Source organism: Limnohabitans sp. YIMB22184, assembly GCF_048020265.1.
GTDB lineage: Bacteria > Pseudomonadota > Gammaproteobacteria > Burkholderiales > Burkholderiaceae_C > Limnohabitans_A.
Map to the genome: position 1 here is coordinate 1,079,684 of NZ_CP171843.1, position 25,202 is coordinate 1,104,885.

Below are 25,202 nucleotides of genomic sequence, written 5' to 3' on the forward strand. Positions count from 1 at the left end.
CTCAGCCCATCACAGTGCGACGGCTTTTTCGATCACGACGTCCTCTTTGGGCACGTCACCGTGGCCGCCGCGGTTGCCGGTTTTCACGCCTTTGATCTGGTCGACCACTTCGGTGCCCTTGACCACTTTGCCGAACACGGCATAGCCCCAGCCTTGCATGGAAGGTGCGGTGTGGTTCAAAAAGTCGTTTTTGGCGACGTTGATGAAGAACTGCGCTGTGGCCGAGTGGGGCGCCGAGGTGCGGGCCATGGCCACGGTGTACTCGTCGTTTTTCAGACCGTTGTTGGCTTCGTTCTCGATGGCCGCGTCGGTGGGTTTTTGGCTCATGCCGGGCTCGAAGCCGCCGCCCTGGATCATGAAGCCGGGGATCACGCGGTGAAAAATCGTGTTGTTGTAGTGGCCCTTGTTCACATAGGCCAAAAAGTTTTCGGTCGACTTGGGGGCTTTTTCAGCGTCCAGTTCGAGGGTGATGACGCCGTAGCCGGTGATGTGCAGTTCGACTTGTGGGTTGCTCATGGTGTTACTTCAACAAAGTGATGGATTGGATGACGACTGGTGTGCGGGGCACATCGGTCGGGAAGGGGCCGCCAGCGCCCGTGGGCGTGTTGCGGATTTTTTGGACCACGTCCATGCCGGACGTGACTTTGCCAAAAACGGTGTAGCCGAACAGCTGGGGTGCGTTCAGCAGTTGGGCGCGGGCCACGTTCTCGTAAACGCGGCCCTGGTATTGAAATTTGGCCACCGGGTCACCGTCGGGGATCGGGGTCGGGTCCAGAAAAGCGTTGTCCACCACGTTGATGAAAAACTGCGCTGTAGCCGATTGCGGGTCGTTGGTGCGGGCCATGGCCAGCGTGCCGGTGGTGTTTTTCAGGCCAGCGGCCAAGGCCTGTCGGCCTTCGTGCGGCACAGGTGCGCGGGTTTTCTTCTCTTTGTATTGAGCGTCATAGCCGCCGCCTTGCACCATGAAGCCCGCAATCACCCGGTGAAAAATCGTGCCGTCGTAGTGCTTGTCGTTCACATACTGCAAAAAATTGGTCACGGTTTTGGGGGCTTTGTCGGCGTAGAGCTCGGCTTCGATGTCACCCATCGAGGTGCTGATGCGCACCTTGCTCACGCCGGATATCTGGGCCTGGCTGGCCATGGGCAATGCCAAAGCCAGTGTCAGGGCCAAAGAGGTCAAAAAGCGGGAGCGTCGCATGGGGATGTTCCGAAGGGTTTAGGGTGGGGCAAGGGCAAGTAAGGGTAGGGCTGGGCGTTCAAAGTGACTGGCCTTAAGGCGCCGATGACTTGAGCAGTTGTTCAGCCGCCAGGCGTTTGCGGGTCACGCGCGGCTGCGGGGCCGGTACCCGGCTGGCATTTTGGTAGGCCTCAATGGCCAGCGCAATGTAGACATCGCCCAGGTTTTCCAGGGCCGTGCCGTAATCGGGCCGTGCCCGCACAGCGTCTTGTAATTGGGCCAGCGCCTCGGCATAGCGGTTTTGGCGGGCCAGCAGGGCGGCCAGGTTGTTGTGTGGTTCGGGCAATTCGGGGAACGACTGGGTCAAGGCCTGCAGGGTGGCCATCGCCTCGGTGGTTTGGCCCTGACCGTCTTGAATGCGGCTGAGCAAGAGGCGCATTTGCGGGTCGGTAGGGCGGGTCTTGAGGTGTTCTTGGGCTTGGTCTTGGGCCTTGGACCATTGCTCGGCCCCGATCAGCCGGTTCACGTCCTGGTAAACGTCCGCCTGAGCCCCCACACTGGACAGCAGCAAAAGACTGGTCAATACGAAGGAAACAAGAGCTTGCATGCGCGCCAAAAGTGTTGAATTCGGGCTGCCAGGAACTGGGAGCAGGGGCCCTGTCGGGGATATACTGAAGGTTCATTGTAGCGGAGGGCATGCGGCCTTCAGGCCGTTGGCAGGTCCTGTTGCCCACCCGAGAAGCAGGGTTTTGAACCCGCTTCGCCGCCTTGAATTTCCTGAATTTCCTGAATTTCCCTGAGCCGATCAGATGCCGATGCCGGACGCTGTCGTGTGGGTGGTTGTTAAAAAAATCTTAGATCTGACATGAGTCTGCGCATCTTCAACACGCTGAGCCGTGCTGTCTCCGAGTTTTCACCGGCCGAGCCCGGCCATGTGCGCATGTACGTGTGCGGCATGACGGTGTACGACTTGTGCCACCTGGGCCACGCCCGCTCGATGATCGCGTTTGACGTGGTGCAGCGTTGGCTCAAAGCCAGCGGCTACCGGGTCACTTATGTGCGCAACGTCACCGACATCGATGACAAGATCATCAAACGCGCGCTGGAAAACGGCGAAACTATCCGGGGTTTGACCGACCGCATGATCGACGCATTGCACCAGGACGCCGACGCCTTGGGCATTGAGCGCCCGCAACACGAGCCCCGCGCCACCGACTACGTGCCCCAAATGCTCAGCATGATCGGCACGCTGGAGCAAAAAGGCCTGGCCTACCGTGCGGGTAACGGCGACGTGAATTATTCGGTGCGCAAGTTTGCGGGTTACGGCAAGTTGTCCGGCAAGTCGCTCGATGAGCTGAATGCGGGCGAGCGCGTGGCGGTGGAGACGGACAAGCAAGACCCGCTGGACTTTGTGCTCTGGAAGAGCGCCAAACCCACCGAGCCGGAAGACGTCAAATGGGTCAGCCCCTTTGGCACTGGCCGCCCCGGCTGGCACATCGAGTGCTCGGCCATGGCCTGCGAGCTGCTGGGTCAGACTTTTGACATCCATGGCGGCGGCGCCGACCTGCAGTTTCCGCACCACGAAAACGAAATCGCCCAGAGCGAAGGTGCCAACGGCCAGCCCTTGGCACGCTTTTGGATGCACAACGGCTTCATCAATGTGGACAACGAAAAGATGTCCAAGAGCCTGGGCAATTTTTTCACCATCCGCGATGTGCTCCAAGAATTTGATGCCGAGACGGTGCGCTTTTTCATCGTGCGCAGCCATTACCGCAGCTCGCTCAATTACAGTGACGTGCACCTGAACGACGCCAAAGGCGCTTTGAAGCGCTTGTACACCGCACTGCAGGCTGTGCCGCCAGCCGACGTGCAAATCGACTGGGCCGACCCTTTGGCCGCGCGCTTCAAAGCCGCCATGGACGAAGACTTTGGCACGCCCGAGGCGGTGGCTATTCTGTTTGAGCTGGCGGGCGAAGTCAACCGCAGTGGCTCGGCCGAGCGTGCTGGCTTGCTCAAAGCCTTGGGCGGCTTGCTCGGCTTGCTGCAAACCGATCCCACGGTTTACCTGCAGGCAGGTGCCGGTTTGGATGAAGCGGCCATTCAGGCGCAGATTCAGGCCAGAGCGGACGCCAAAAAGGCCAAGAACTTTGCCGAAGCTGACCGCATCCGCAACGATTTGTTGGCGCAAGGCATCGTACTCAAAGATTCTGCCGCTGGAACCACATGGGAGGCGGCTCAGTGAGCGCAGCCACGTCTGCGGTGACCCCTGTCACGCCCGCATATTGGGCCGAGGCCTGTGCGCACCTGGCCAAAAAAGACCGGGTCATGAAAAAACTCATCCCTCAGTTTGGTGACGCCATTTTGGAAACGCGGGGCGATGCTTTTGTCACTTTGGCGCGGTCCATCGTGGGCCAGCAAATCTCCGTCAAGGCGGCGCAGTCGGTTTGGGACCGTTTTTCGGTGCTCCCCAAAAGGCTCACGCCTGCTGCTGTGCTCAAACTCAAGGTCGACGACATGCGGGCGGCTGGTTTGTCGGCCCGCAAGGTCGAATACCTGGTCGATTTGGCCATGCATTTCAGCTCGGGCACGGTGCACGTCAAGGCCTGGCAAGAGATGGATGACGAGGCCATCATCGACGAGTTGGTGGCGATCCGGGGTATTGGCCGCTGGACGGCTGAGATGTTCTTGATCTTTCACCTCATGCGGCCGAATGTGCTGCCGCTGGACGATGTGGGCTTGATCAACGGCATCAGCCGCAACTACTTTTCGGGCGAGCCGGTCAGCCGCAGCGATGCCCGTGAAGTGGCCCAGGCCTGGAGCCCCTACGCCACGGTGGCGACTTGGTATATTTGGCGCTCGCTGGACCCCGTGCCCGTGGCGTATTGAAGGGCTGGACAGCGCGTCCAGCCGGAAACAGAACAGAGGAGCCCAACTTGGCCAAAAAGACATTTCTCGACTTTGAGCAACCCGTTGCCGAACTCGAAGCCAAGATCGAAGAGTTGCGTTATGTGCAGACCGAGTCGGCGGTGGACATCACCCTCGAAATCGACCAGCTGAGCAAGAAAAGCCAGCAACTGACCAAAGACATCTACAGCGATCTGACCCCCTGGCAGATCACCAAAATCGCCCGTCACCCTGAGCGCCCCTACACGCTGGACTACATCAACGGCATCTTCACCGACTTTGTCGAGATGCACGGCGACCGCCACTTTGCCGACGATTTGTCCATCGTGGGCGGTTTGGCCCGTTTCAATGGCCAGGCCTGCATGGTGCTGGGCCAGCAAAAAGGGCGCGACACGAAAGAGCGCACGCTGCGTAACTTCGGCATGAGCAAGCCCGAGGGCTACCGCAAAGCGCTGCGCCTCATGAAAACCGCCGAAAAGTTCAAGCTGCCCGTCTTCACCTTTGTGGACACGCCCGGCGCCTACCCTGGCATCGACGCCGAAGAGCGCGGCCAGTCCGAAGCCATCGGCCGTAACATTTTCGAGATGGCGCAGCTCGAAGTGCCGATCATCACCACCATCATTGGCGAAGGCGGCTCCGGCGGCGCATTGGCCATTTCGGTGGCCGATCAGGTGCTGATGCTGCAGTACTCGGTGTACTCGGTCATCAGCCCCGAAGGCTGCGCTTCCATTTTGTGGAAAACCAGCGACAAGGCCGAAGTGGCCGCCGATGCCCTGGGCATCACCGCACACCGCCTCAAGGCCTTGAACCTGGTCGACAAAATCGTCAACGAACCCGTGGGCGGTGCCCACCGGGACCCCGAGCAAATGGTGTCTTTCCTCAAACGTGCTTTGGGCGATGCCTGGCGTCAAGTGGCCGACCTCAAGCCCAAAGAGCTGCTGGAGCGCCGCTACGAACGCCTCAACAGCTACGGCCGCTTCACCGATACCAAAGCGGGCAAATAAAACGGCAGGTGAGCCGTCAGGCTTCACACATGGCGCAAACCTTTGAACAGGCCCTGGCTGATTTCAGCCCGGGCCTTCCTTTTGCCGTGGCGCTCAGCGGTGGGGCCGATTCGACCGCATTGCTTGTGGCCTGCGCACGGCGCTGGCCCGGGCAGGTGAGGGCGGTGCACATTCACCACGGCCTGCAAGCCGCTGCCGATGGTTTTGAGGCGCATTGCCGTGCGCTGTGCCTGGCGCTTGGGGTGCCACTGGCGGTGCGGCGGGTGCAAGCGGGCCACGCACCCGGCCAAAGCCCCGAAGACGCGGCCCGCCAAGCCCGTTATGCCGCGCTGGCCGAAGCTGTGCAAAGCGAGTGGCCTGAGGTGCGAGATGTCGCCCTGGCCCAGCACGCCGACGACCAAGTGGAAACCTTGCTGATCGCGTTGTCGCGCGGCGCAGGCCTGCCCGGTCTGGCCAGCATGCCCATGTATTGGCAGCGGCAAGGCCTTAACTGGCACCGCCCCTGCTTGGCTGTGCCGGGCGCCGCATTGCGCGAATGGCTGCACAGCCAGGGGCAAAGGTGGGTCGACGACCCCAGCAACGCCGACGAGAAGTTCACCCGCAACCGCATCCGCGCCCGCGTCTTGCCCGCGCTGGCCGAGGCCTTGCCCGCTTTTCGTGAAACCTTCGCCCGCAGTGCTGCCCATGCTGCACAGGCGCAAGAGGTGTTGAACGAAGTGGCGGCGCAAGACCTGGCGCAGGTGTGTGTGCCGCCGCGCATCCTGGCGTTGCAACAGCTCAGCCGTGCCCGCCAAGTGCTGGTGCTGCGCCACTGGCTAAAGCAGCACCACGCCACCACGCCCAGCACCGCGCAACTGCATGAACTGCTGGATCAGGTGGCAGCCTGCACCACCCGGGGGCACCGCTTGCACCTGAAAGTGGGGCAGGGCTTTGTGGTTCGGGCTGGGGCCTGTTTGTCTTACTTGGCTTGATGTGGCGTGCCTTCGGCTGCGATGGATATCCGCGTCGTGCGCATGAGCAGGGCGATTTGTCGGGTCATGGAGGCGTCAGCCCGGTTGGTACAATTGACAGGCTTTGCCGGGGCCTAAACCCCTTTTGACGTAGGCAGTGCTGGCTTCACTTGATTTCTTGAAACCAGCGCCTGCTTTCTCCTTCTTTTCAGAACTACACATGGCTTTGATCGTTCACAAATACGGCGGCACCTCGATGGGCTCGACCGAGCGCATCCGCAATGTCGCCAAGCGCGTGGCCAAATGGACGCGTGCTGGCCACCAGATCGTGGTGGTACCCAGCGCCATGAGCGGTGAGACCAACCGCTTGCTGGGCTTGGCCAAAGAGTTGGCCCCCGCCAAGCCCGACACCGCTTACAGCCGCGAACTCGATATGCTGGCCTCTACGGGCGAGCAGGCATCGTCCGCCTTGTTGGCCATTGCGCTGCAAGCCGAAGGCCAGCCTTCGGTCAGCTACGCGGGCTGGCAAGTGCCCATCAAGACCAACAGCGCTTTCACCAAAGCCCGCATCGAATCGATCGACGACGTGCGCGTGCGCGGCGATCTGAACGCAGGCAAGGTCGTGATCATCACCGGCTTTCAGGGCGTGGACGAGAACGGCAACATCACCACCTTGGGCCGTGGCGGCTCGGACACCTCGGCCGTGGCTGTGGCTGCAGCCCTCAAGGCGGACGAATGCCTGATCTATACCGATGTGGACGGCGTCTACACCACCGACCCCCGCGTGGTGCCCGAAGCCCGTCGTCTGCACACCGTGAGTTTTGAAGAGATGCTGGAGATGGCGTCGCTCGGCTCCAAAGTTTTGCAAATCCGCTCGGTCGAATTTGCAGGCAAATACAAAGTGCCCATGCGTGTGCTGTCGAGCTTCACGCCCTGGGACATCGACATCAACGAAGAAGCCGCATCCGGCACCCTGATCACTTTTGAGGAAGACGAACAAATGGAACAAGCCGTCGTTTCCGGCATCGCATTCAACCGCGACGAAGCCAAAATTTCCGTGTTGGGCGTGCCCGATAAGCCCGGCATTGCCTACCAAATCCTGGGCGCTGTGGCCGATGCCAACATCGAAGTGGACGTGATCATCCAGAACCTGAGCAAAGACGGCAAGACCGATTTCAGCTTCACCGTGCACCGCAACGACTACGCCAAAACCATCGACTTGCTCAAGGAAAAAGTCTTGCCCGCACTGGGCGCGGCAGAAGTCGCAGGCGACGCCAAGATCTGCAAAGTGTCCATCGTCGGCATCGGCATGCGCAGCCATGTGGGCGTGGCCAGCAAGATGTTCCGCAGCCTGAGCGAAGAGGGCATCAACATCCAGATGATCTCCACATCCGAAATCAAGACTTCGGTCGTGATCGATGAAAAATACATGGAATTAGCGGTACGCGCATTGCACAAAGCCTTCGATCTGGATCAAGCCTAAGTTATAATTCGTTCCACTGGAAACGTGACCGAGTGGCCGAAGGTGCTCCCCTGCTAAGGGAGTATGGGGTGTAGAGCCTCATCGAGGGTTCGAATCCCTCCGTTTCCGCCAGAACCAAGCCCGTGAGATTAGTCTCATGGGCTTTTTTCTTGGCGCTATGGCAGCGTTGTAAGCGCAAGACGTCTGCGTGTGCAGCCTCGCTCCGCGCGATGTACTGACGTTATGATTGTCCACCTCGGATGCATCCGTGGCTTCTGGGCTAAAAATTGCAATTAAATCTTGCGTCGGTCATGGCCTGCCCTTGGTCTGCGGCGCCCCTTACCTTTGACATGACAACACCCGCGTATGTTTGAAATGGCCGCCAACGGGCAGTCCTTACCATCAAGGCTATTTTTGCGTGATTGGTGTCGCTCCATCGCCAGTTTGGCCATGCTTTGTTTGGCAGGCCTGGGTCTGGCACAAGCCCAGGCACCCATATCGCCTTCACCACCGCAAGACTGTCGTCTCGTTTTTGACATGGGTTCTTCCGGTGTGCGGGCCGCTGCCAGCGGTCTGGCGCAATCTGTGAACATGCCCTCTCGCGACATCGATTTGCTCACACCCCTCATGCTGGGGCAGCGTTTGGAGTCGCTGCTGCCCGCCGTTGAAAGTGCTTTGCGTGAATTACCCCAGCAGGCTCAGCTGCCTCCAAGGTGTCACCATTTGGGCGGTGGTTTTTCAGCCTGGCGCCTGGCTTGGCGACAAGGTGGCCCGGAGTTGGCAACGCAGCTGGCTGTCCTGTACGAGCGAACCGGGGTGGCGGTGTTGATCATTCCTGCCTCCGTGGAGGGGCGTTATGGCCACGCGTCGGCCCAACAAGCTTTGGGCCAGCGGCTGCAGACCAGCCACGTGCTCGATCTGGGCGGCGGCAGCATGCAGGTAGCCGGTCATGACCGGTCCTTTGGTGTGGAGTTAGGTCAAAAATCATGGTCACGTTTGCTGTGCCAGACCCTGAATCGAAGTGAGGCTGTGGCCTGCCATTTGTTGCCGATGCAAGCCTCTCAGTTGCAACAAGCGCGTGATTTGGCCGATCATCAACTGCAGGCGCTGTCTGCAGAGGTCGGCGGCGGCACCCTGACGGCCATCAGTCGGCCTGTCACCCGCGGCATTCGGTCGGCCTTGCGGGGCATGGGCATGGCCCAAGGGGATGCGATCTCGCTGCAAGAGCTGAGTGCGGCCATTGACAGTTTGAGCACGCTGCCCTTTGCCGACTTGGTGGCTTTGACCCAGTTGCCAGCGAACTTTGCACCCTACCTCGTGTCCGACATGTTGTTGGTCGAGGGGGTGCTGAGAGCGATGGGCTTGACCTCGCTGTCTTTGGCCGAGGCGGCCATCAACAATTTGCCTGCTTTGTTGCGCGATGAGCGGGCTTTTGAATGGGCCAAACGCCACACGTGCTACGTGCAGCGCTTGCGCGAGCAGGGCCCCTCGGCTTATTTCGCCGACCCTGCGGACTGTCTCCAATCCGCATGGCCTTGACCTTGCCCCCCTCGCTCGGATGCTGCTTTTTCAAGCCGCACTGGCGCTGTTCCTGCCCGCACCGGATGGTGCAGTCTGTGGCTGGCTGCCTCGATGGCGGGCGGAAAAAAGTTAAAGTCATCTAATGACGACTGTGGCTTCTTTGTTGAATCCAGGCCTGGTGGGGGAGACCGACGTCTTGTTGATTGACGATTCGGTGGCGGACCTGCGCCTTTTGATGGACATGATGACCCTCAGAGATCTGCGCGTGAGCGTGGCCCTCAGTGGTGAGCGGGGTTACCAGCAGGCCATCTTGCTCAAGCCCAGTTTGATCTTGATGGATGTGCGCATGCCAGGCATGGATGGCATCGCCACTTGCCGCTTGCTCAAGGCCCATCCGGTCGTGCGCACAATTCCCGTGATTTTTTTGACGGCAGCCAATGACTTGACGGAGCGGCTGGAAGGTTTTGCTGCAGGCGCGGTGGATTACATCGGTAAGCCTTTTGAGGTGCAAGAGGTCCTGGCCCGGGTAGGGGTCCACTTGCAGCGCACCATGACGCCTCTCGAGTCCAGCGATCCAAGCCAACTCGCCGTATCCAGCGAGGCCAGCATGGACATGCGTTTGGTGGTGGCCGCTCAGCAGGTGCTGCGTGAAACCATCGCCAACCCGCCCAGCCTGGACCGCTTGGCCCGGCTGGTTGGCACCAATCGCCGTCGTTTGAACGAGTCTTTTCAGGCCTTGTGCGGCCAGCCCGTGTTTGGCTGGTTGCGAGAAGAACGGATGCGCCAGGCCAACAGCCAAGTCAGCGGCTCCCAAACGTCTTTTTCTGTGATCAGCGACGCTTTGGGTTATTCCACACCGGCGAATTTTTCAAAAGCCTTTCGCCAGCGCTTTGGCTGCTCACCCAGCGAGATGCGCGCCCAGCTCCAAGGGTTGAGCGAGTCCGATCCTGAGCTGGAGCCGTTTGGTGGCGACCCGCCTTTGTTGCCCCCGGGGCTTTCCCAGGCTGGGCGTTGATGCGCAAACGGCTCGGCTTTTGGTTGGGGCTCGCTGTGCTGGCGGTGCTTTTGCTGCAGGCGCGGCTGGGGTATGCCGGGTCTGCGCCTGCCAATGAACCCGTGACGATGGCCGTGCAGTGGTGTTCGACATCACCCGACCTGACCATTGACAAGCTGCTTGCGCAAACGTGTGATTGGCAGCCCTTGGAGCCGTCCTCGGTGGTCCGAGGCTGGAAGGCGCAGGCGTTTTGGTTGCGTCTGAGTTTGCACAACTCTTCGGCAACCGAGGCGGCACGCTGGCTGGAGGTGGGCCATCCTCAAATGGCGCAGATCAGCCTTTACCTGGAGCGCCCCACAGGGTGGGATGTGCGCCACCTGGGTTACCTCACACCGATTGCCGAGCGCGGCGCCATTGAAAAAACGTATGGCGTGCTGCCCATGGTGCTGGGGCCGCATGAGCGACAAACCGCTTGGATGCGCCTGTCATCGGACACCGTCATCAGCTTGTACACGGCCCTGTGGAAACCTGACGAATTTCGCAACACTCAGCAGTTGCGGCAGTTCTGGGTCAGTGTTGGCATTGGGGGCATGGGCCTGATTTTTGTGTTTTCGCTCATGATGCTGGCGCTGACTCGGCAGGTTATTTACGGGCTGTTTGCCATCGGTCAGTTGGGTCAGTTTTTGGTGGTCAGCGTGACAGAGGGGGCTTTTCAGCGTTTTTTCTGGCCGCAAAACCTGCCTTTGTCCGGCGCCATCAGGGATGTGGGCAGTCTGATTGTGTTGTTGGGCATGCACCACTTTTTGCGTGCTTTTTTGCCCCAAGTGCACCGCTACCCTTGGCTGCTGTGGCAGATGCGTGTGTCGGTGTATGCCACTGTGGGCTTGATCTTGGCCGGTCAGCTGGATCTGATCGACTCAGACGCTTGGCGCTTCATCTTGGTGGTTTTGTGCGGTTTGTACGCCACTTTGCTCAGCGCCCGAGCCTGGCGTGATGGCGACCGTGCGGCGGGCATCATCATGGTGGCTTTCATCAGCTTGTTCGGTTTCGCTGTCATGCGCCTGTTGGTGCTCGGGGGCGTGTTCACTTTCTCGCCCAATTGGTCACTGGTGCCGTTTTTGAGCATCTTTGTCTGCTCGCCCTTGATGTTGCTGGGTTTGGTGGACCGAACGCGCCAGTTGCAAGAAGAAATCATGCGTGTGCGGGCTGAGAGTGCTGCGCAGCTGCGCTTTTTGGCGCACATGAGCCATGAACTGCGCAGTCCGCTGGACATTGTTTTGGGCAATGCCCAGCTGTTGTCCCGCGAGGCGCGCAGCGCCGCACAGGTGAACGGCTTAAACAGCATTTTTGACAGTGGCCGACAGTTGCTGCGCATGATTGACCACATCTTGGACTACGCCCGCGGCGCTGCCGGCATGCTCAAAATTGAGCCTGCTCCTTTGCGCTTGGGTACCTTTGTGCGTGGCATTGAGCGCATGGCCCGTGTGTTGGCGGTGCAGCGCAACAACCGCTTTGAGCTGGTGTTTGAGGGGCAAGACTTGCAAACCCTCAGCGTCCGGGCCGATGCCGAACGCTTGCGCCAGGTGTTGAGCAACCTGCTGGCCAATGCAGCGCGGCACACGAGCGATGGGTTGATTGCCTTGAAAGTCACCGCGCGACCTTCAGATGGCCAGGCCCAGTTGCAGCTTGAATTCACAGTCAGTGATACAGGCGAGGGCATTTCTGCAGAAGAGCAAGAGCGCATCTTCCGGCCCTTCGAGCGGGCCGACAGCAAAGCCAACTATGGTGGCAAGGGGGCGGGTTTGGGCCTGGCGATTGCACGCCAGCTGGTCGAACTGATGGGCGGTCGGCTGAAGGTGCGCAGTGCCCCCCAGCAAGGGGCGCAATTTGTGTTCAACGTGCCCGTGCAGCGCCTGCCCGAGCAGGCGACCTCGTCAGACGAGCGGCTGGAAGGTTTTGACGCAGCCGGTTATCTGGGCCCCAGACGTGCAGTGCTGGTGGTCGACGACGAGGCGGTGAGCCGCAATGTGTTGAGCCAGTTGCTCGAAGGCCTGGGTTTTGAAGTGCTGCGTGCCGCCAATGGCAGACAAGCGGAGGCCCTGCTGGAAAAGAGGCCCGCATTGGACTTGGTGCTGACCGACCAGTACATGCCGGAGGGTGACGGTTGGTTGGTGCTCGAGCGTGTGGCGGAGTTTTTTCCTCAGGTGCCGGTGGTGCTGATCTCGGCGGCGCCCCCCAGCCCGCCGCCCCATTGGAACGGTCGGCTGCGCTTTGCCGCCGAATTTTTGCGTCCGATCGACCATGCCCAGCTGCTTGCACGCATAGGCGATCTTCTCGACTTGCACTGGAGCGAACACGCGGTGGACCACGACCTGAGGGGGCTGCCATCGCCTGTTGCCTGCGCGCCAGAGCCATCTGACCCTGCACTGGCCTTGCCCGATGTGCACCACTTGCGCGATCTGGCCAAGCTGGTGGAGTTGGGTCAGGTGACCGCCATTGAAGCCTGGGCGCGCCGCTTGCAGGTCGAGCAGCCGGGATGTGCGCCCCTGGCGGACCATGTGCTGCAGGCCTTGCGCCAGCTCGATTTGCAGGGCCTGGGTGCGTTTTTAAGCGCCCAGATCGAGGCCGCCGACACGCGCCCTTGAGGGCCTTGCCGGCGCTGCCACTTTCAAGGCTTTGCCCCTGCCTGCTTGGGCGACCCAACAGCCCTCGCACCCGGCTGGCTCTACCAAACACTTCATCCCGACCCGCACAAAGCCGCGAGCATGGCCTTGCCGCACACAAAGTGCGGCAGGGATTGCCGTGGGTGCCGCCAGGAATAGGTCTGGCGCAGAGTGAAATCTAAAATTGTCATATTTGACGAATTCATTTTGTTCGCATTTTTCATAAAGCCGTCTTCTCGGCTTTGTGCGATGCGGCTTCTCGCCCTGTCATGTGCGAAGTGAAGAGTTCGCTGAATTGCAAAAACTTATAAAAACGCTAGCTGAGTCAGGGTCTCTCAGCGTGGGCCTGGTGTGTTCAATGACGGGCTCCAGCGCTGGCGCCATCGGCCCCCACTTCCCGGAACCTGCCGCACCGTTGGGTTCTTTTTTTGTAAGGACTTTGTTTTGTTTCCTTTGCCGATGATTTCGCTGCGGCCCTGCGCCTTGTCCTTGCTGGCTGGCCCGTTCTGGGGCTTGTTGGCTTTGGCGGGCCCGACTCTGGCACAAACCCTACCATCGGCGGCCAGCATTTTGCGTCAGCAAGAGGCGGCTATGCCTCAGGCCGTGCCGCGGCAGACAGCCCCCAGCATCGTGATGCCCGAACGGCAATGGACCGTGCCTGCTGACAGTGGCGTCAGCGTGCGCGTTCGCAGCATCCGCTTTGTCGGCGGCGAGGGATGGGCTCCAGAAGATGCGTTGGCTGAATGGGCTCGGCCGAGTTTGGGCCAGATTTTGAGTGCCGCAGATCTGTTGGCTTTGACCGAGCAGGTCAGCAGTGCCCTGAAGGCTCGCGGCTGGCTCCTGGCGCAGGCTTATTTGCCGCCGCAGGACGTGACCAGCGGCGACATTGAAGTTCGCCTCATGCCCGGCCTGCTCGATGGTGGCTTGCAAGGCATTGTGGTCAGCGGTGCCCAGCGGGTGAGTGCTGAACGCATTCGCGCCATGGTGGCAGCGCCCCTGTTGGCGCAGCAGGGGCGTCTGAACGCACAGCAGCTGGAAGAGGGCTTGTTGCGCGCGGCCGAGTTGAGTGGCGTGAACGCCACCGCTTCGCTCGATCGCGGCGTCCAACCCGGCAGCACCCGTTTGACCGTGGAGGTTCAAGAAGCCCCACAGCTTGGCGGCGGCTTGACCTTTGACAATTTCGGTGGCCCTTACACCGGGGTTGAACGTGCCACGGGTTTGTTGACCCTGAACAGTCCCCTGGGTCTGGGCGATTCGCTCCTCTTGAATGCGGTGGGCAGCTCCGGCATCGCCATGCTCACCAGTCAGTTGTCGGTCCCGGTGGGCCACACGGGCTTGAAGCTGGGAGGCTCGCTCACCACTTTGCGTTACCGCGTGGGCGGTGATTTGGCCGAATTGGGCTTGCAGGGTCGGGCATTGATGGGGGGGCTCAGTGCCAGCTACCCGCTGTATTTGACGCCGTCTTACAAGCTGCGTGCTCGGATGGGTTGGGACCGCAAGGCCTTTGTGGATACGGCTGCAGGCGAGCGACTGGGCGACAAAGTGGCCCAGGTGTGGTCCTGGGGTTTGAGTGGTCAAATCACCGATGCGCTGGGTGGCGGTGGCTTGAACGACTGGTCCTTGGGGTTGGACCGTGGTCACATGGACCTCTCTCGTCTGCCTGCGGTCCTGGAGCAAGACCAAGCCGGCCCCCGCGCCCATGGGCATTTTCACAAGTGGTTGTACACCTTCACCCGCTTGCAATCCTTGCCGGGTGAGTGGAAGGCGCAGTGGTCGCTCAACGGCCAACAAGCGGCGCGCAACCTGGAATCCTCCGAGAAGTTTTCATTGGGCGGCAACAGTGGCGTACGCGCTTACCCCGGTGGAGAAGGTGCAGGTGACAGCGGCATGGTGGCCAGCCTGACCTTGAGCCGCGCATGGGCTTGGCCCGCATCTGCACACCGACTGGAGCTGTCGGGCTTTTACGACTGGGGGCGCATTCGGGTGCACCAATCCGGCGACCAAGTGATCGACAGCGCCACGGGCTTGAACACTTACAGCCTCAGCGGTGCGGGCTTGGGCCTCAGCTGGGTCCGGCCGGGCGATTGGCGTCTGGACCTGACTTGGGCCCGCGCCTTGGGGACCAACCCTGGCCGCAGCGCCGATGGCAACAACAGCGATGGCAAAGCCAGTCGCAGTCGCTTGTTGTTGGCGCTGAACGTCGAATTCTGAGTGCATTAACGCCGCCCTCATGAACCACGCCTACCGACTGGTCTGGAGCGATCTCAGCGCAAGCCTCGTGGCAGTGCCTGAGACGGCGGCTGGCCGCGGCAAGGGCCGGGGTCGGCGCGAGGCCCGCGGTCTGGCCGGGGCTTGCCTGCTCGGCATGTTGGCCTGGGCTGCGCAGGCGCAAAATTTATCACCCACGCAGCTGCCCGGCTCAGCGCAGCTGGCTGCAGGCTCGGTGCAGCTGGAGCGCACGGCGGCCGCCTTGGTGGTCAGGCAAGCCAGCGACAAGGCGGTGCTGAACTGGAGCAGTTTTGACATTGGCCGTGACGCGAGCGTGCGCTTTGAACAGCCCGGTGCCAGCAGCGTTGCGCTCAACCGTGTGCAAAGTGGTGTGGCCACGCAGATCGAGGGCCAACTGTCGGCCAATGGCCAGGTGTTTTTGGTCAACCCCTCGGGCATCGTGTTCGGCCGTGGCGCCCAGGTCAACGTGGCGGGCCTGGTGGCCAGTTCACTCGATTTGGCCAGCGATGATTTTCTGGCTGGCCGTTGGCGTTTTACTGGCCATTCGGACTCGGGTGCTGTGCGCAACCAAGGCCAGGTGCAGGCCGATGGGGGCCTGATAGCGTTGCTGGCACCCCGCGTGAGCAACAGCGGCAGCTTGCAAGCTGATGGTGGCAACGTGCTCATGGCCGCTGGGCAAAAGCTCAGCCTCCAGGTCGCTGGCTCAGGGCTGCTCAAAGTCAATGTGGAACAAGGTGCGGTCAACGCCCTGGTCGAAAACAAAGGTTTTGTTCGAGCCGATGGCGGCAATGTGTTGCTCACGGCCAAGGGGGCCAATGCTTTGCTCTCGGGTGTGGTCAACAACGAAGGGGTGGTGCGTGCACACACCTTGCAAGAGCGTGAAGGCCGCATTGTTTTGCTCGGTGACATGGCGCTGGGCACGGTGCAGGTGGCGGGTCAACTCGATGCGTCGGCGCCGCAGGGCGGTAAGGGGGGCTTCGTCGAAACCTCGGCCGCGCAGGTTTTTGTGGCACCCAGCGCCAAAGTCAGCACTTTGGCGGCACAAGGCCAGCATGGGACCTGGCTGATTGACCCGGTGGACTTCAACATTGCCAGCGATGGCAACATTTCAGGCGCCCAACTCGGCGCCAATTTGCAGACTGGCAACGTCACCATCTTGAACACCAGCGGCACCACCGGAACGGCTGGCAACGTCAACGTGCAGGAGGCGGTCAGCTGGAGTGCGGCCACCACACTCACCTTGGATGCGCAAGGCAGCGTCAACTTGAACGCCGACCTCAGCGCCACCAGCGGTCATCTGGCCATCAACGCCGCTGCCGGCGGATTGAGCGGCAGCGGCGCCGTGATCTTGGGCGGCAGCCAGCAGACCGTCACGGTCAACCAAGGCGGCAACAGCCAGTACAGCGGAGCCATCAGTGGCACCGGCGCCACGCTTACCAAGTCAGGTGCGGGCGCCTTGACTTTGTCGGGCACCAGCAGTTATTCAGGTGGCACCACGGTGAGTGCCGGTGCGCTGCAAGTGGGTGCATCGTCCAGCGGCGCTGTCACTTCAGGCCCTTTGGGCACGGCGAGCGTGACGGTGGCCAGTGGTGCCACACTGGACTTGGCGGGGCAGAGTCTGGCCAATGCCCTCAATTTGAGCGGTTCGGGCATGGACGCGGCAGGTGCATTAATTAACAGCAGTGCCAGCGCCGCCACGGCCAGTGGCGCCGTGAACTTGGCCGCCGATACCACCGTGGGTACCACTGGCACGGGCGCACTCAGTTTTGCAGGTCCGGTAGATGGTGGGCATGCCTTGTCGGTCAAAAGCCAGGGCGATGTGGCTTTCAACGCCGCTGTCGGGGGCAGCACGCCCTTGGCCAGCCTGGGTACCGACGCGGGCGGTCGCACACTACTGGGGGCCAACGTCACGACCACGGGCCCACAAACCTACAACGATGATGTGGTGACGAATGCCGCTGTCACGCTCAAAGCATTGGGTGTGGTGCCTGCTTCTGGCAACTGGGCTGCTGGCCTGGCTTCCAGCAGCTTTGCCATCTCTGATGGCTCATCGCCGGGCAGTGAGGCTGTTCAATACGCCTTTGATGGAAGAAACGATACCAAGTACCTCAATACAAAAGGTGAGGGCTCTGATGCGCTCGTGGACCTGGGGGCGGCCAGGGTGGTCAATCAGGTGAGTTTGACGACGGCCAATGATGCCGCCGAACGTGACCCCACCCGTTACACGCTCTACGGCTCCAACACCGCTTTCGTCAGCGGGTACTCGGGTAATCCCGGTGGTCTGCCCAATGAGGTCGAGTTGGCCAGTGGCAATCTGGCGCCCCCTTCCAACCGCTATGCGGCCTACACCGACGCCTCGCTCGTGTTTGCCAACAACACGCCTTACCGTTACTACCGCTTGGTGTTCAACACCATCCGCAGCCCCGGAAACCTTGTGCAGGTCAGCGAAATCGGTTTGTCCCGAGCGGCTTCTGTGACGGCTGAGAGTCCTGCCCTTCATTTCAAGGCAGGCCTGAGCGCCATGGCCGCCTTGACGCTGCAGTCTGCAGGCAGTTTGCGTGCCAAAGCCGTACAAGGGGCAGGTGCACTCACCTTGCAGCATGAGGGCGTGGGCATGGTGCAAGGCGTGATCAGCGACGGTGCTTCGCCCTTGTCGCTCATCAAGGCTGGCACCGGTGAGTTGTCTTTGATGGGGGCCAACACGTACACCGGTGGCACGCTGCTGAGCAGCGGCACGCTGGGCCTGTACACCAACACCGCAGTCGGAACAGGGACGTTGACCCTTGGGACAGCCGCTTTGAAGATCGGGCGTGCCGTCACGAAGCTGGACAACGCCATGGTGCTCAATGGCACAGCTTCTTTGGTGTTGGACAGCGATGTCGACTATTTGGTGGTGGGTGGCGGAGGTGCAGGCAACAGCGGTGGCGGTGGCGCGGGCGGTTTCCTGACAGGCACCACCGCCTTGACGGGCACCAGCTACGCGGTCAGCGTAGGGGCGGGCGGTGTTTCGCCCGGCGGCAGTGGCGCGGCGTCTGTCGCCTTCGGTCTAACTGCCAGTGGCGGCGGTGGCGGTGGTGGCGGTAACAGTTCAGGTCAAAACGGGGCCTCCGGCGGCGGTGGCGGTTACGACGGAGCTTTGGTAGCGCAGGCCTCGGGCATCGACGGTCAAGGCTTCAGTGGTGGCGTGTCCAACCGCAATGCCTATGGCGCGGGTGCAGGCGGCGGCGGTGCCGGCGGCCCGGGAGGCAACGCCACGGTGGCCGACGATGGCTTTGGCAGCGGCGGCGCCGGTGGTTTGGGCAAGGCCTCGGAAATTACCGGCGAAGTCAAGTTCTACGCTGGCGGCGGCGGCGGTGGCGCCAACACGCCAACGGAGAACACCCCGGGTGGCGTGGGTGGCTCGGGTGTAGGCGGTGCAGGTGCAACCGGCAACGCCACAGCGGGCAACAACGCGGTGGCCAACACCGGCTCGGGCGGTGGCGGCGCTGAGCCTCAAGGCGCGCCAGCGGGCACAGGTGCGGCAGGCATCGTGGTGGCACGCTACAAGGGCGCTGCTGCTGGCACAGGCGGCGGCGTGGTCGCTGGCACTGGCTCGGCAGAGGGTTACACCGTGCACACCTTCACCAATGATGGCACCTTGGCGCTGAATTCGGTAGACCTCTCGCTGACCGGCTCCATCAGCGGTGCCGGCGCGTTGTCGGTCCATGCACCCGGCGGTACGCTGACCCTGAGCGGCGTTAACAGCTACACCGGTGACACCACAGTGTCGGCGGGTACTTTGAAGTTGACAGGCGTGCTCAGCAGCAGTACGGATGTCGTGTTGAACGGCACCTCGGTGTGGGATCTGCAAGCCACGCAAACCGTGGCCAGCCTGAACATGGCCTCGGGCAGCAGCATCATGCGCTCGGCGGGCTCGTCAAGTCTGACGGTCAGCGGTGCGTCAACCTTGGCCCACAGCGTGACGACCAGCGGGACGCAGACTTACTCTGGCGCTGTGACGCTGGCCGCGGCAACGAACTTGTCAGGCAGTACGGTCAAGACGGGTTCGACGCTGGATGGTGCCTATGACCTGACGATCAGCGGTCATGCAGACCTGGGTGGGGCCGTGGGTGGGTCAATGCCATTGGACAGTTTGAGCGTGACGGGCTCCAGCAACTTGGGCGCGAACATCACCACCACCGGTGCACAGGCCTACACCGGCCCAGTGACTTTGAGTGGTGGCGATCGCAGCTTGAATACGGCAAACAGCCCGATCACATTTGGCAACACACTCAACAGCGAGGCCCTTCAGAGTCGGGCGCTGAGCCTGAGCGTCGGAACGAGTGAAGTGCGGTTGGATGGTGTAGTGGGGGGAATTCAGGGACTGGGTGCCGTGACCATCACCGGTGCTTTGGACCTGAATGCAGAGATCTCCTCAGCAGCTTCCCTGTCGGTGTCGACCACCAGTGATTTGGCGGCCAATGTGACCACCCATGGTGCGCAGTCTTACATCGGGTCCGTCACACTGGGCAGCAGTGACCGAGTCTTGACGGGCGATGAAATCGATTGGGGCAGCAGCTTGGCCGGGACGGGTGGGTTGACGCTGCGTCCGGCCACGCTGTCACGTCCGATGTATTTGGGGGCCAGCACGCCAGTTGAGACAGGGTTGAACATCGATGCGGCAGAGCTCGGTCGTCTGGGTGATGGATTCACATCGATCACTCTGGGTCACACCACCGGAACAGGCGGTGTCCAGACACAAGGGATTACAACCTTCAAAGATCCGGTGACGTTTGTCGCTGCCGGTGGCACCACTGTGGCGCATGACTTGAGTGCGGTGGCTTCCACAAATGCGGGTTTCACGTTTTCCAAGCCTTTGACATGGACGGGCGGCAACATCACCACGGGTGAAGGGGCCATCACCGTGGCAGACCATGTCACGCTGGGTGGCAGTGGCACGCGTTCCATGACCACGAGCAGCGGTGCCATCACGGTGGGTAGCAGCGCCTTGACCACGGTTACAGGTCACGGCGCCAACCTGACATTCAACAGCGGATCGGCCACCACGACTTTGAATGCGGCGCTCTCGGATGTGGGCATTCTTGGCTTGGGGACCGCCAACCAGACCGGCTCCATGTTCGTGTTGGGGGACGTTTCGGCAGCGGGTTTGCAAACCGGATCTGGCCATTACGACATTCAAATTGGCCAGCCCGCCATGGACTTGGACCACATCCAAGTCACGGCCGACAATGGGTACACGGCTTACCTCAATGGCAGCTTGTTGGGGTCTGGCAGCAATTGGGGTTCTCCACAAAAGTACACCTTGCCCGCTTCTGCCGTGAACGGCACCAACGTGTTGGCCGTGGCTGCCTATGACGCAGGGGGCATCGCATCCATGCAGGCAGAGATCAAGCTGAAGGACGGCACGGTACTCGGCTCCGATGGCACCTGGAAATGGACCATAACGAACCCGACCTCCAATCCAAGCTGGAATGCCATTGGTTTCAACGATGGCAATTGGTCCAGCAACGGGTATGTCCAGCCTTACAACGCTGCACCGTGGGGCAACAAGCTGGACAACACCGCCGGGCAATGGATTTGGTCTTCGGACCCCAATAACCACGACCTTGTTTGGTTCCGGTTTGCGTTTGACTTGAACCGTGCTGCCAGCGCCAACCGGTTTGTGATTGGTTCCGGTGCGACAGTTCAGAACACGGGAAGGTGGTTGGTTCAAACCACGGGCGACGTCTCATTTGATGGCGATTTGTCAGCGCAAACGCAATCAGCCATCAAGCTGGGCAGCAATGTGTCGTCGACCGGTTTGCAGACGTATGGCGCACCGCTCACTTTGAGCGGTGGCCCCCGCACGCTGACAGGCACTTTGATCAAGACCTCCGGCACATTGGATGGGGGAGGTCATGCCTTGACGATTGACGGTCATCTGCAGACCGGCGCAGCCTATGCGGGGCTGAGCAGTCTGACGGTGACGGGTACCAGCAGCCTGGGGGCGAACGTGAGCACCAGCAGCGCACAGACCTACCGAGGCGCCATGACGGTGAGTGCCAACAGCACCCTGAGTGGTTCCGGCATGAGCCTGGCAGCGGTGGATCTGGTCGGCAACACCTTGACGGTCAATGAAAGCGGAGTCGGCGCCATCTCGGGGGTTGTCAGTGGCACAGGGGCTTTGACCAAGACGGGCGCGGGCACGCTGAGCTTGCTCAACAGCAACACGTTCGCAGGTGGCGTCAGCGTGAACGCGGGGACCTTGAAAATATCTCAGAACACCAATCTCGGCTCAGAGTCTGCCAGCTCAGACGCTCTGACGCTCAACGGTGGAACACTGCAAGTGACAGCCGACACCACCTTGGCCAGCAACCGGGGCATTGCACTGGGCAGCAGTGGCGGCACCTTCAACATCGACCCATCGGTGACGGTGAACTATGCGGGGGTGATGCAGGGCACGGGCAGGCTTCGCAAGTCGGGCAGCGGCACCCTGGTGCTGGGCGGCGGCAACACGTACAGCGGCGGCACCACGGTATCCGCTGGCACGCTCTTTGGCGGTGCCGCCAGCCTAGCGCGCACGGCTTTTGGAAGCGGCGCCATCACGGTGGGCGGTGGTGCCACCTTGTGGACCGACCGGAGCAGTCTGGCCAACGATTTGGTGCTGAGTGGTGGCACCTTGAAAGGCACCAACGGCTTTGGTGAAAGCTGGCTTGGCAACGTCCGACTGAACGCCACTTCCATCGTGAATGTGGGCTCTTTCATGACCTTGAGCGGCAACATCAGCGGCCCCGGCATATTGAGCAAGTCGGGTGCCGGCGTGCTCAACTTGAGCGGAGCCAACAGCTACACGGGCGGCACTCAGCTCAATGCAGGCACTGTGGCCCTTGGCTCAGCGACGGCCTTGGGCAGCAGCGGCACCATCGGCTTTGGGGGTGGCACGCTGCGCTTTAGCGCGACCAACACCACCGACTACTCGGCTCGTTTTGGCACCACATCAGGTCAGGCCTACCGTCTGGACACCAACGGCCAAGACATCAGCCTGAGCGCCAACCTGGGCAGCAGCGGCGGCAGCTTGAACAAGCTGGGCGCAGGCACGCTCACCCTGCGCGGTGCCGCCACGTACAACGGGGCCACCATCGTGTCGGACGGTCAGCTGGTGATCCGAAACAACCTGCTGCAGCTGGGCACCAGTGGCATCAGCGGTGCAGGGCGTTTGGTTTTGGAGCCGGTCGCCGACAGTTTCAGCGCCCCGTCCACCACATTCACAACGCCCATCCAAGGCCTGTCAGGCTTGGTCATCGGCAAGGGCGGCAACACGGCGGGCCTGAACTTGACGGGCACGGTGAATGTGGCAGGACCGATTTCGGTTTTCGCGGGCGACCTGAACATTCAAACCCCCTTGTCCAGCACGGCCACGGGCGACGTGCTGTTGAAATCATCGGGCACGCTCACCATCGCCCCTGGCCAGCAAATCAGTGCCAGCGCTGGCGACATCACCTTGGTGGCCAACCGCTTTGTCAACCAGGCCGGTTCCGGGGCCCTTGCGACCACGGGCAACCATCTCTGGCAGCTCTGGAGCACCAACGCCGACCCGTTTGATACCAGCATCGGCGATGTGACCGGAGGGTTGGTGGCGGCCTTCAAACAGTACAACGCCAGCCACGGCAACACCACGCCGCTGGGCACTGGCCATGGGCTGTTTTACAGCCTGGCACCTGTCTTGTCCTTGGGCCTGAATGGCGCGGTCGTTCGCGAGTACGACGGCAGCACCCTGGCCACGGTCTTGGCCAGCCAGGTGCAGGTGGCTGGCATGTTGGATGGCGATCAAGTGTTGCTCCAGACCCCGAGCGAGGCCCTGTACAGTTCGGCTGGCACGGGCCCGACGGCCAAGGACGTTGGCAGCCAAAAAACTGTGAGCTTGTCCGGTGTGTCCTTGCTGTCGGCCAACAAGAACAGCTTGCCTGTCTACGGCTACAGCTTGGCCAGCAGCACGGCCAGTGGCCAGGTGGGTGAAATCAGGCCCAAGGAGGTCGTCCTTTCGGCCAACAAGGTTTATGACGGCTTGTTAGCACTCGGCCCAGATACGGTGAGCATCCAGACCGGGGTGGGCAGTGAAACCCTGACCTATAGCCAGGCGCGCAGCAGCGATGCGCATGTGAACACAAGCTCCAAATTCATCGCTGCCCTGACCTTGGCCGACGCCAGCGATGGCTCGGGCGGTCTGGCCCTCAATTACAAGCTGCCAACGTTGGGCGCGACCCAGGCCCCAGTCACCATCACCGCCAGACAGGTTACGGCCTCAGCTCGCATCAATGGTGCGGACAAGACTTACGACGGGTTGCTAGAAGCGACGGGCTCCAGCCTGTCGGGCAGCACCAGCGGGGCCTTGCATGGCGACGTGGTGGCGCTGGAGGTCAGCGGCATGGCCTTGGCCTTTGACAACGCGCACGCAGGCGTGCGCCAGATCAGCGCCAGCGGCACGGCGGTGCTGGGCGCGGTCAGTGGCGGCGGCGTGGGGCTCAAAGACGGCACAGCGGGCAACGCGGTGGCCGGGCAGGCGGGCGACTACCGCCTGGCCGAGCAGCCGGTGGTGGCACCGGTCAGCCAACAAATCACGCCCGCACGGTTGTTGGCCTCAGCCCGCATCAATGGTGCGGACAAGATTTACGACGGCTTGCTAGAAGCGACGGGCTCCAGCCTGTCGGGCAGCACCAGCGGGGCCTTGCATGGCGACGTGGTGGCGCTGGACGTCAGCGGCATGGCCTTGGCCTTTGACAACGCGCACGCAGGCGTGCGCCAGATCAGCGCCAGCGGCACGGCGGTGCTGGGCGAGGTCAGTGGCGGCGGCGTGGGGCTCAAAGACGGCACAGCGGGCAACGCGGTGGCCGGGCAGGCGGGCGACTACCGACTGGCCGAGCAGCCGGTGGTGGCAACGGTCAGCCAACAAATCACGCCCGCGCCGATCGCACGGATCACGGGCATCACGGCTGCTGACAAGAGTTTTGACGGCACGACCGATGCCAGTTTGGACACATCGGCGGCGGCCTTTGTGGGCAAGTTGCTCGCGGATGACTTGGCGGTGGCCAGCGGGGCTGTGGGCCGTTTCAGTGACAGTGTGGCGGGCACGGACAAGAGAGTGAGCATCAGCGCCTTGGCGCTCGGTGGCGCAGACGCGGCGAACTATGTGTTGGTGGATACCACGGCCCAAACCACGGCCAGTATCACCGCCAACCAGGTGGCTGTGGCCACGCAATCGGTCAGCAGTGTGTTGGCCGCTGTGCCCAAGGTGATGCCTCCTGCACCACCCCCTCCGCCCGCGCTAACCGTAGCACCCATGGCGCCTACCCCGGCGCCTGCACCTGCCACGGCACCAGCAGCACCAGCAGCACCAGCAGCACCAGCACCTGCGGCAGCCTCCGCACCGGCGCCTGCCGCAGGTGAGGCGCCGGCAGCTGCTCCGACACCGGCTCCTGCAGCCGCTGCGGCCCCGATCGCCGCACCTGCGGATGCCCCGGGCGCTGCCCCGGCAGCGGCGGCTCCGGCTGCAGCCCCTGCAGCTGCCGCCCCGGCCCCGGCAGCCCCAGCAGCTGCGCCACCTGCGAGTCCGGCGCCCGGCGCGCCAGCACCGGCAGCGGGTGCAGCACCGGCCAAAGGTTCGGCTTCATCGGGCAACGGAGGTGCCAGCGGCGGTTCTGGGGGTGCCTCAGGTGGTAGCAGTGCCGGTGGCGGCAAAGCCGATGCGTCAGGCCGTCCGGCCAAAGCCGCCGGTGGCAAATCGTCAGAGTCTGGCAAAGACAAAACCAAGGGCGCATCGCCCGCAGGCCGTGCGGCCCAGCCCAGAAGCGTATCGGCCGCCAGAGCGGCCGCTGTCGCCGGTCGGGTGGCGGCTGCACGCGCGCAGGTTCAGCGCAGTGTCTCGGCCGTCGCTCGCTCTGCCTCGGCCAGTGCCTTGCGCGAGCGCATGCAAGCCAGCCGCTTGGGTGCTGACCCCCTGAACCGTTCGTCCGCGGCCATTCGGATCCAACCCAGCCAGCCCAGTGCCGCGATCAAGAACTTCGGCAACGCTGTGGTGGACACGGTGGGGGCCAAAAACCCCTTGTTGGCTGAAAGCAAGATCGTGCCGCGCGAGCCCGAGCGCGATGCCATGCTGCCACCGCCCAGCGAGATGACGCAATCTTTTGATGCGGTCCCTTCGCTGCGCAGTTCCTCGACCAAGCAAAAGGTCAGACATTCTAAAAACGTCACCTTGCAGGAAGAGACCATGGAAGCGGTCAACTTTCTGAACTTGATCAACCTTCGACTTTTACCTTGATTGG

At 62.0% G+C, this 25,202-nt stretch carries 13 protein-coding genes and 1 tRNA gene; 11 read left to right on the forward strand and 3 right to left on the reverse strand.

All coding sequences use genetic code 11. From position 1 onward, the window contains the following. Positions 1–9: 9 nt before the first annotated feature. The 3 genes from ACHEXL_RS05175 to ACHEXL_RS05185 form a co-directional block, all read right to left on the reverse strand. The gene (locus tag ACHEXL_RS05175; RefSeq protein ID WP_108426140.1) at positions 10–516 is read right to left on the reverse strand and encodes a peptidylprolyl isomerase; all 507 of its coding nucleotides are present in this window, start codon (positions 514–516) and stop codon (positions 10–12) included. 4 nt (positions 517–520) lie between these two features. Next, positions 521–1,198, reverse strand: coding sequence for a peptidylprolyl isomerase (locus ACHEXL_RS05180; protein WP_416560951.1), 678 nt, complete (start codon positions 1,196–1,198; stop codon positions 521–523). A gap of 73 nt (positions 1,199–1,271) precedes the next feature. Next, positions 1,272–1,784 carry a tetratricopeptide repeat protein gene (locus ACHEXL_RS05185; protein WP_416560952.1) on the reverse strand — a complete coding sequence of 171 codons (513 nt, stop codon included), beginning with the start codon at positions 1,782–1,784 and terminating at the stop codon, positions 1,272–1,274. 258 nt (positions 1,785–2,042) lie between these two features. On the opposite strand from ACHEXL_RS05185, the gene cysS reads away from it, so the two are divergent. The 11 genes from cysS to ACHEXL_RS05240 all read left to right on the forward strand — a co-directional run bounded on the left by cysS (position 2,043) and on the right by ACHEXL_RS05240 (position 25,198). Continuing rightward, positions 2,043–3,419, forward strand: coding sequence for a cysteine--tRNA ligase (gene cysS / locus ACHEXL_RS05190; protein ID WP_416560953.1), 1,377 nt, complete (start codon positions 2,043–2,045; stop codon positions 3,417–3,419). Further along, a complete protein-coding gene (locus ACHEXL_RS05195; protein ID WP_416560954.1) occupies positions 3,401–4,063 on the forward strand; it encodes a DNA-3-methyladenine glycosylase family protein in 663 nt (220 codons plus the stop codon). Before cysS ends, ACHEXL_RS05195 begins: the two co-directional genes overlap by 19 nt. Positions 4,064–4,110: 47 nt before the next feature. Further along, positions 4,111–5,085, forward strand: a complete 975-nt coding sequence (locus ACHEXL_RS05200; RefSeq protein WP_108426830.1) for an acetyl-CoA carboxylase carboxyltransferase subunit alpha — start codon at positions 4,111–4,113, stop codon at positions 5,083–5,085. Positions 5,086–5,114: 29 nt separating this feature from the next. Then, positions 5,115–6,056, forward strand: coding sequence for a tRNA lysidine(34) synthetase TilS (gene tilS / locus ACHEXL_RS05205; protein ID WP_416560955.1), 942 nt, complete (start codon positions 5,115–5,117; stop codon positions 6,054–6,056). Between the two features lie 199 nt (positions 6,057–6,255). After that, the gene (locus tag ACHEXL_RS05210; RefSeq protein WP_416560956.1) at positions 6,256–7,518 is read left to right on the forward strand and encodes an aspartate kinase; all 1,263 of its coding nucleotides are present in this window, start codon (positions 6,256–6,258) and stop codon (positions 7,516–7,518) included. Positions 7,519–7,536: 18 nt separating this feature from the next. Continuing rightward, positions 7,537–7,629: transfer RNA gene (locus ACHEXL_RS05215), tRNA-Ser, on the forward strand. A gap of 405 nt (positions 7,630–8,034) precedes the next feature. Then, the gene (locus ACHEXL_RS05220) at positions 8,035–9,036 is read left to right on the forward strand and encodes a hypothetical protein (protein ID WP_416560957.1); all 1,002 of its coding nucleotides are present in this window, start codon (positions 8,035–8,037) and stop codon (positions 9,034–9,036) included. 124 nt (positions 9,037–9,160) lie between these two features. Further along, positions 9,161–10,033, forward strand: a complete 873-nt coding sequence (locus ACHEXL_RS05225) for a response regulator transcription factor (RefSeq protein ID WP_416560958.1) — start codon at positions 9,161–9,163, stop codon at positions 10,031–10,033. After that, positions 10,033–12,657 (forward strand): ATP-binding protein, encoded by a 2,625-nt coding sequence (locus tag ACHEXL_RS05230; RefSeq protein ID WP_416560959.1) that lies wholly within the window; start codon positions 10,033–10,035, stop codon positions 12,655–12,657. The genes ACHEXL_RS05225 and ACHEXL_RS05230 overlap by 1 nt, the downstream gene beginning before the upstream one ends. A 462-nt stretch (positions 12,658–13,119) precedes the next feature. Further along, on the forward strand, positions 13,120–14,886 hold the full coding sequence (locus ACHEXL_RS05235; RefSeq protein WP_416560960.1) for a ShlB/FhaC/HecB family hemolysin secretion/activation protein: 1,767 nt from the start codon (positions 13,120–13,122) through the stop codon (positions 14,884–14,886). Positions 14,887–14,905: 19 nt separating this feature from the next. Next, the gene (locus ACHEXL_RS05240; RefSeq protein WP_416560961.1) at positions 14,906–25,198 is read left to right on the forward strand and encodes an autotransporter-associated beta strand repeat-containing protein; all 10,293 of its coding nucleotides are present in this window, start codon (positions 14,906–14,908) and stop codon (positions 25,196–25,198) included. The last annotated feature ends 4 nt before the right edge of the window (positions 25,199–25,202 follow it).

Bases quoted from the DNA above. Each gene is read 5' to 3' on its own strand.
- ACHEXL_RS05175 (WP_108426140.1), bottom strand. From the start codon at position 516: ATGAGCAACCCACAAGTCGAACTGCACATCACCGGCTACGGCGTCATC.
- ACHEXL_RS05180 (WP_416560951.1), bottom strand. From the start codon at position 1,198: ATGCGACGCTCCCGCTTTTTGACCTCTTTGGCCCTGACACTGGCTTTG.
- ACHEXL_RS05185 (WP_416560952.1), bottom strand. From the start codon at position 1,784: ATGCAAGCTCTTGTTTCCTTCGTATTGACCAGTCTTTTGCTGCTGTCC.
- cysS (WP_416560953.1), top strand. From the start codon at position 2,043: ATGAGTCTGCGCATCTTCAACACGCTGAGCCGTGCTGTCTCCGAGTTT.
- ACHEXL_RS05195 (WP_416560954.1), top strand. From the start codon at position 3,401: ATGGGAGGCGGCTCAGTGAGCGCAGCCACGTCTGCGGTGACCCCTGTC.
- tilS (WP_416560955.1), top strand. From the start codon at position 5,115: ATGGCGCAAACCTTTGAACAGGCCCTGGCTGATTTCAGCCCGGGCCTT.
- ACHEXL_RS05210 (WP_416560956.1), top strand. From the start codon at position 6,256: ATGGCTTTGATCGTTCACAAATACGGCGGCACCTCGATGGGCTCGACC.
- ACHEXL_RS05220 (WP_416560957.1), top strand. From the start codon at position 8,035: ATGGGTTCTTCCGGTGTGCGGGCCGCTGCCAGCGGTCTGGCGCAATCT.
- ACHEXL_RS05225 (WP_416560958.1), top strand. From the start codon at position 9,161: ATGACGACTGTGGCTTCTTTGTTGAATCCAGGCCTGGTGGGGGAGACC.
- ACHEXL_RS05230 (WP_416560959.1), top strand. From the start codon at position 10,033: ATGCGCAAACGGCTCGGCTTTTGGTTGGGGCTCGCTGTGCTGGCGGTG.
- ACHEXL_RS05240 (WP_416560961.1), top strand. From the start codon at position 14,906: ATGAACCACGCCTACCGACTGGTCTGGAGCGATCTCAGCGCAAGCCTC.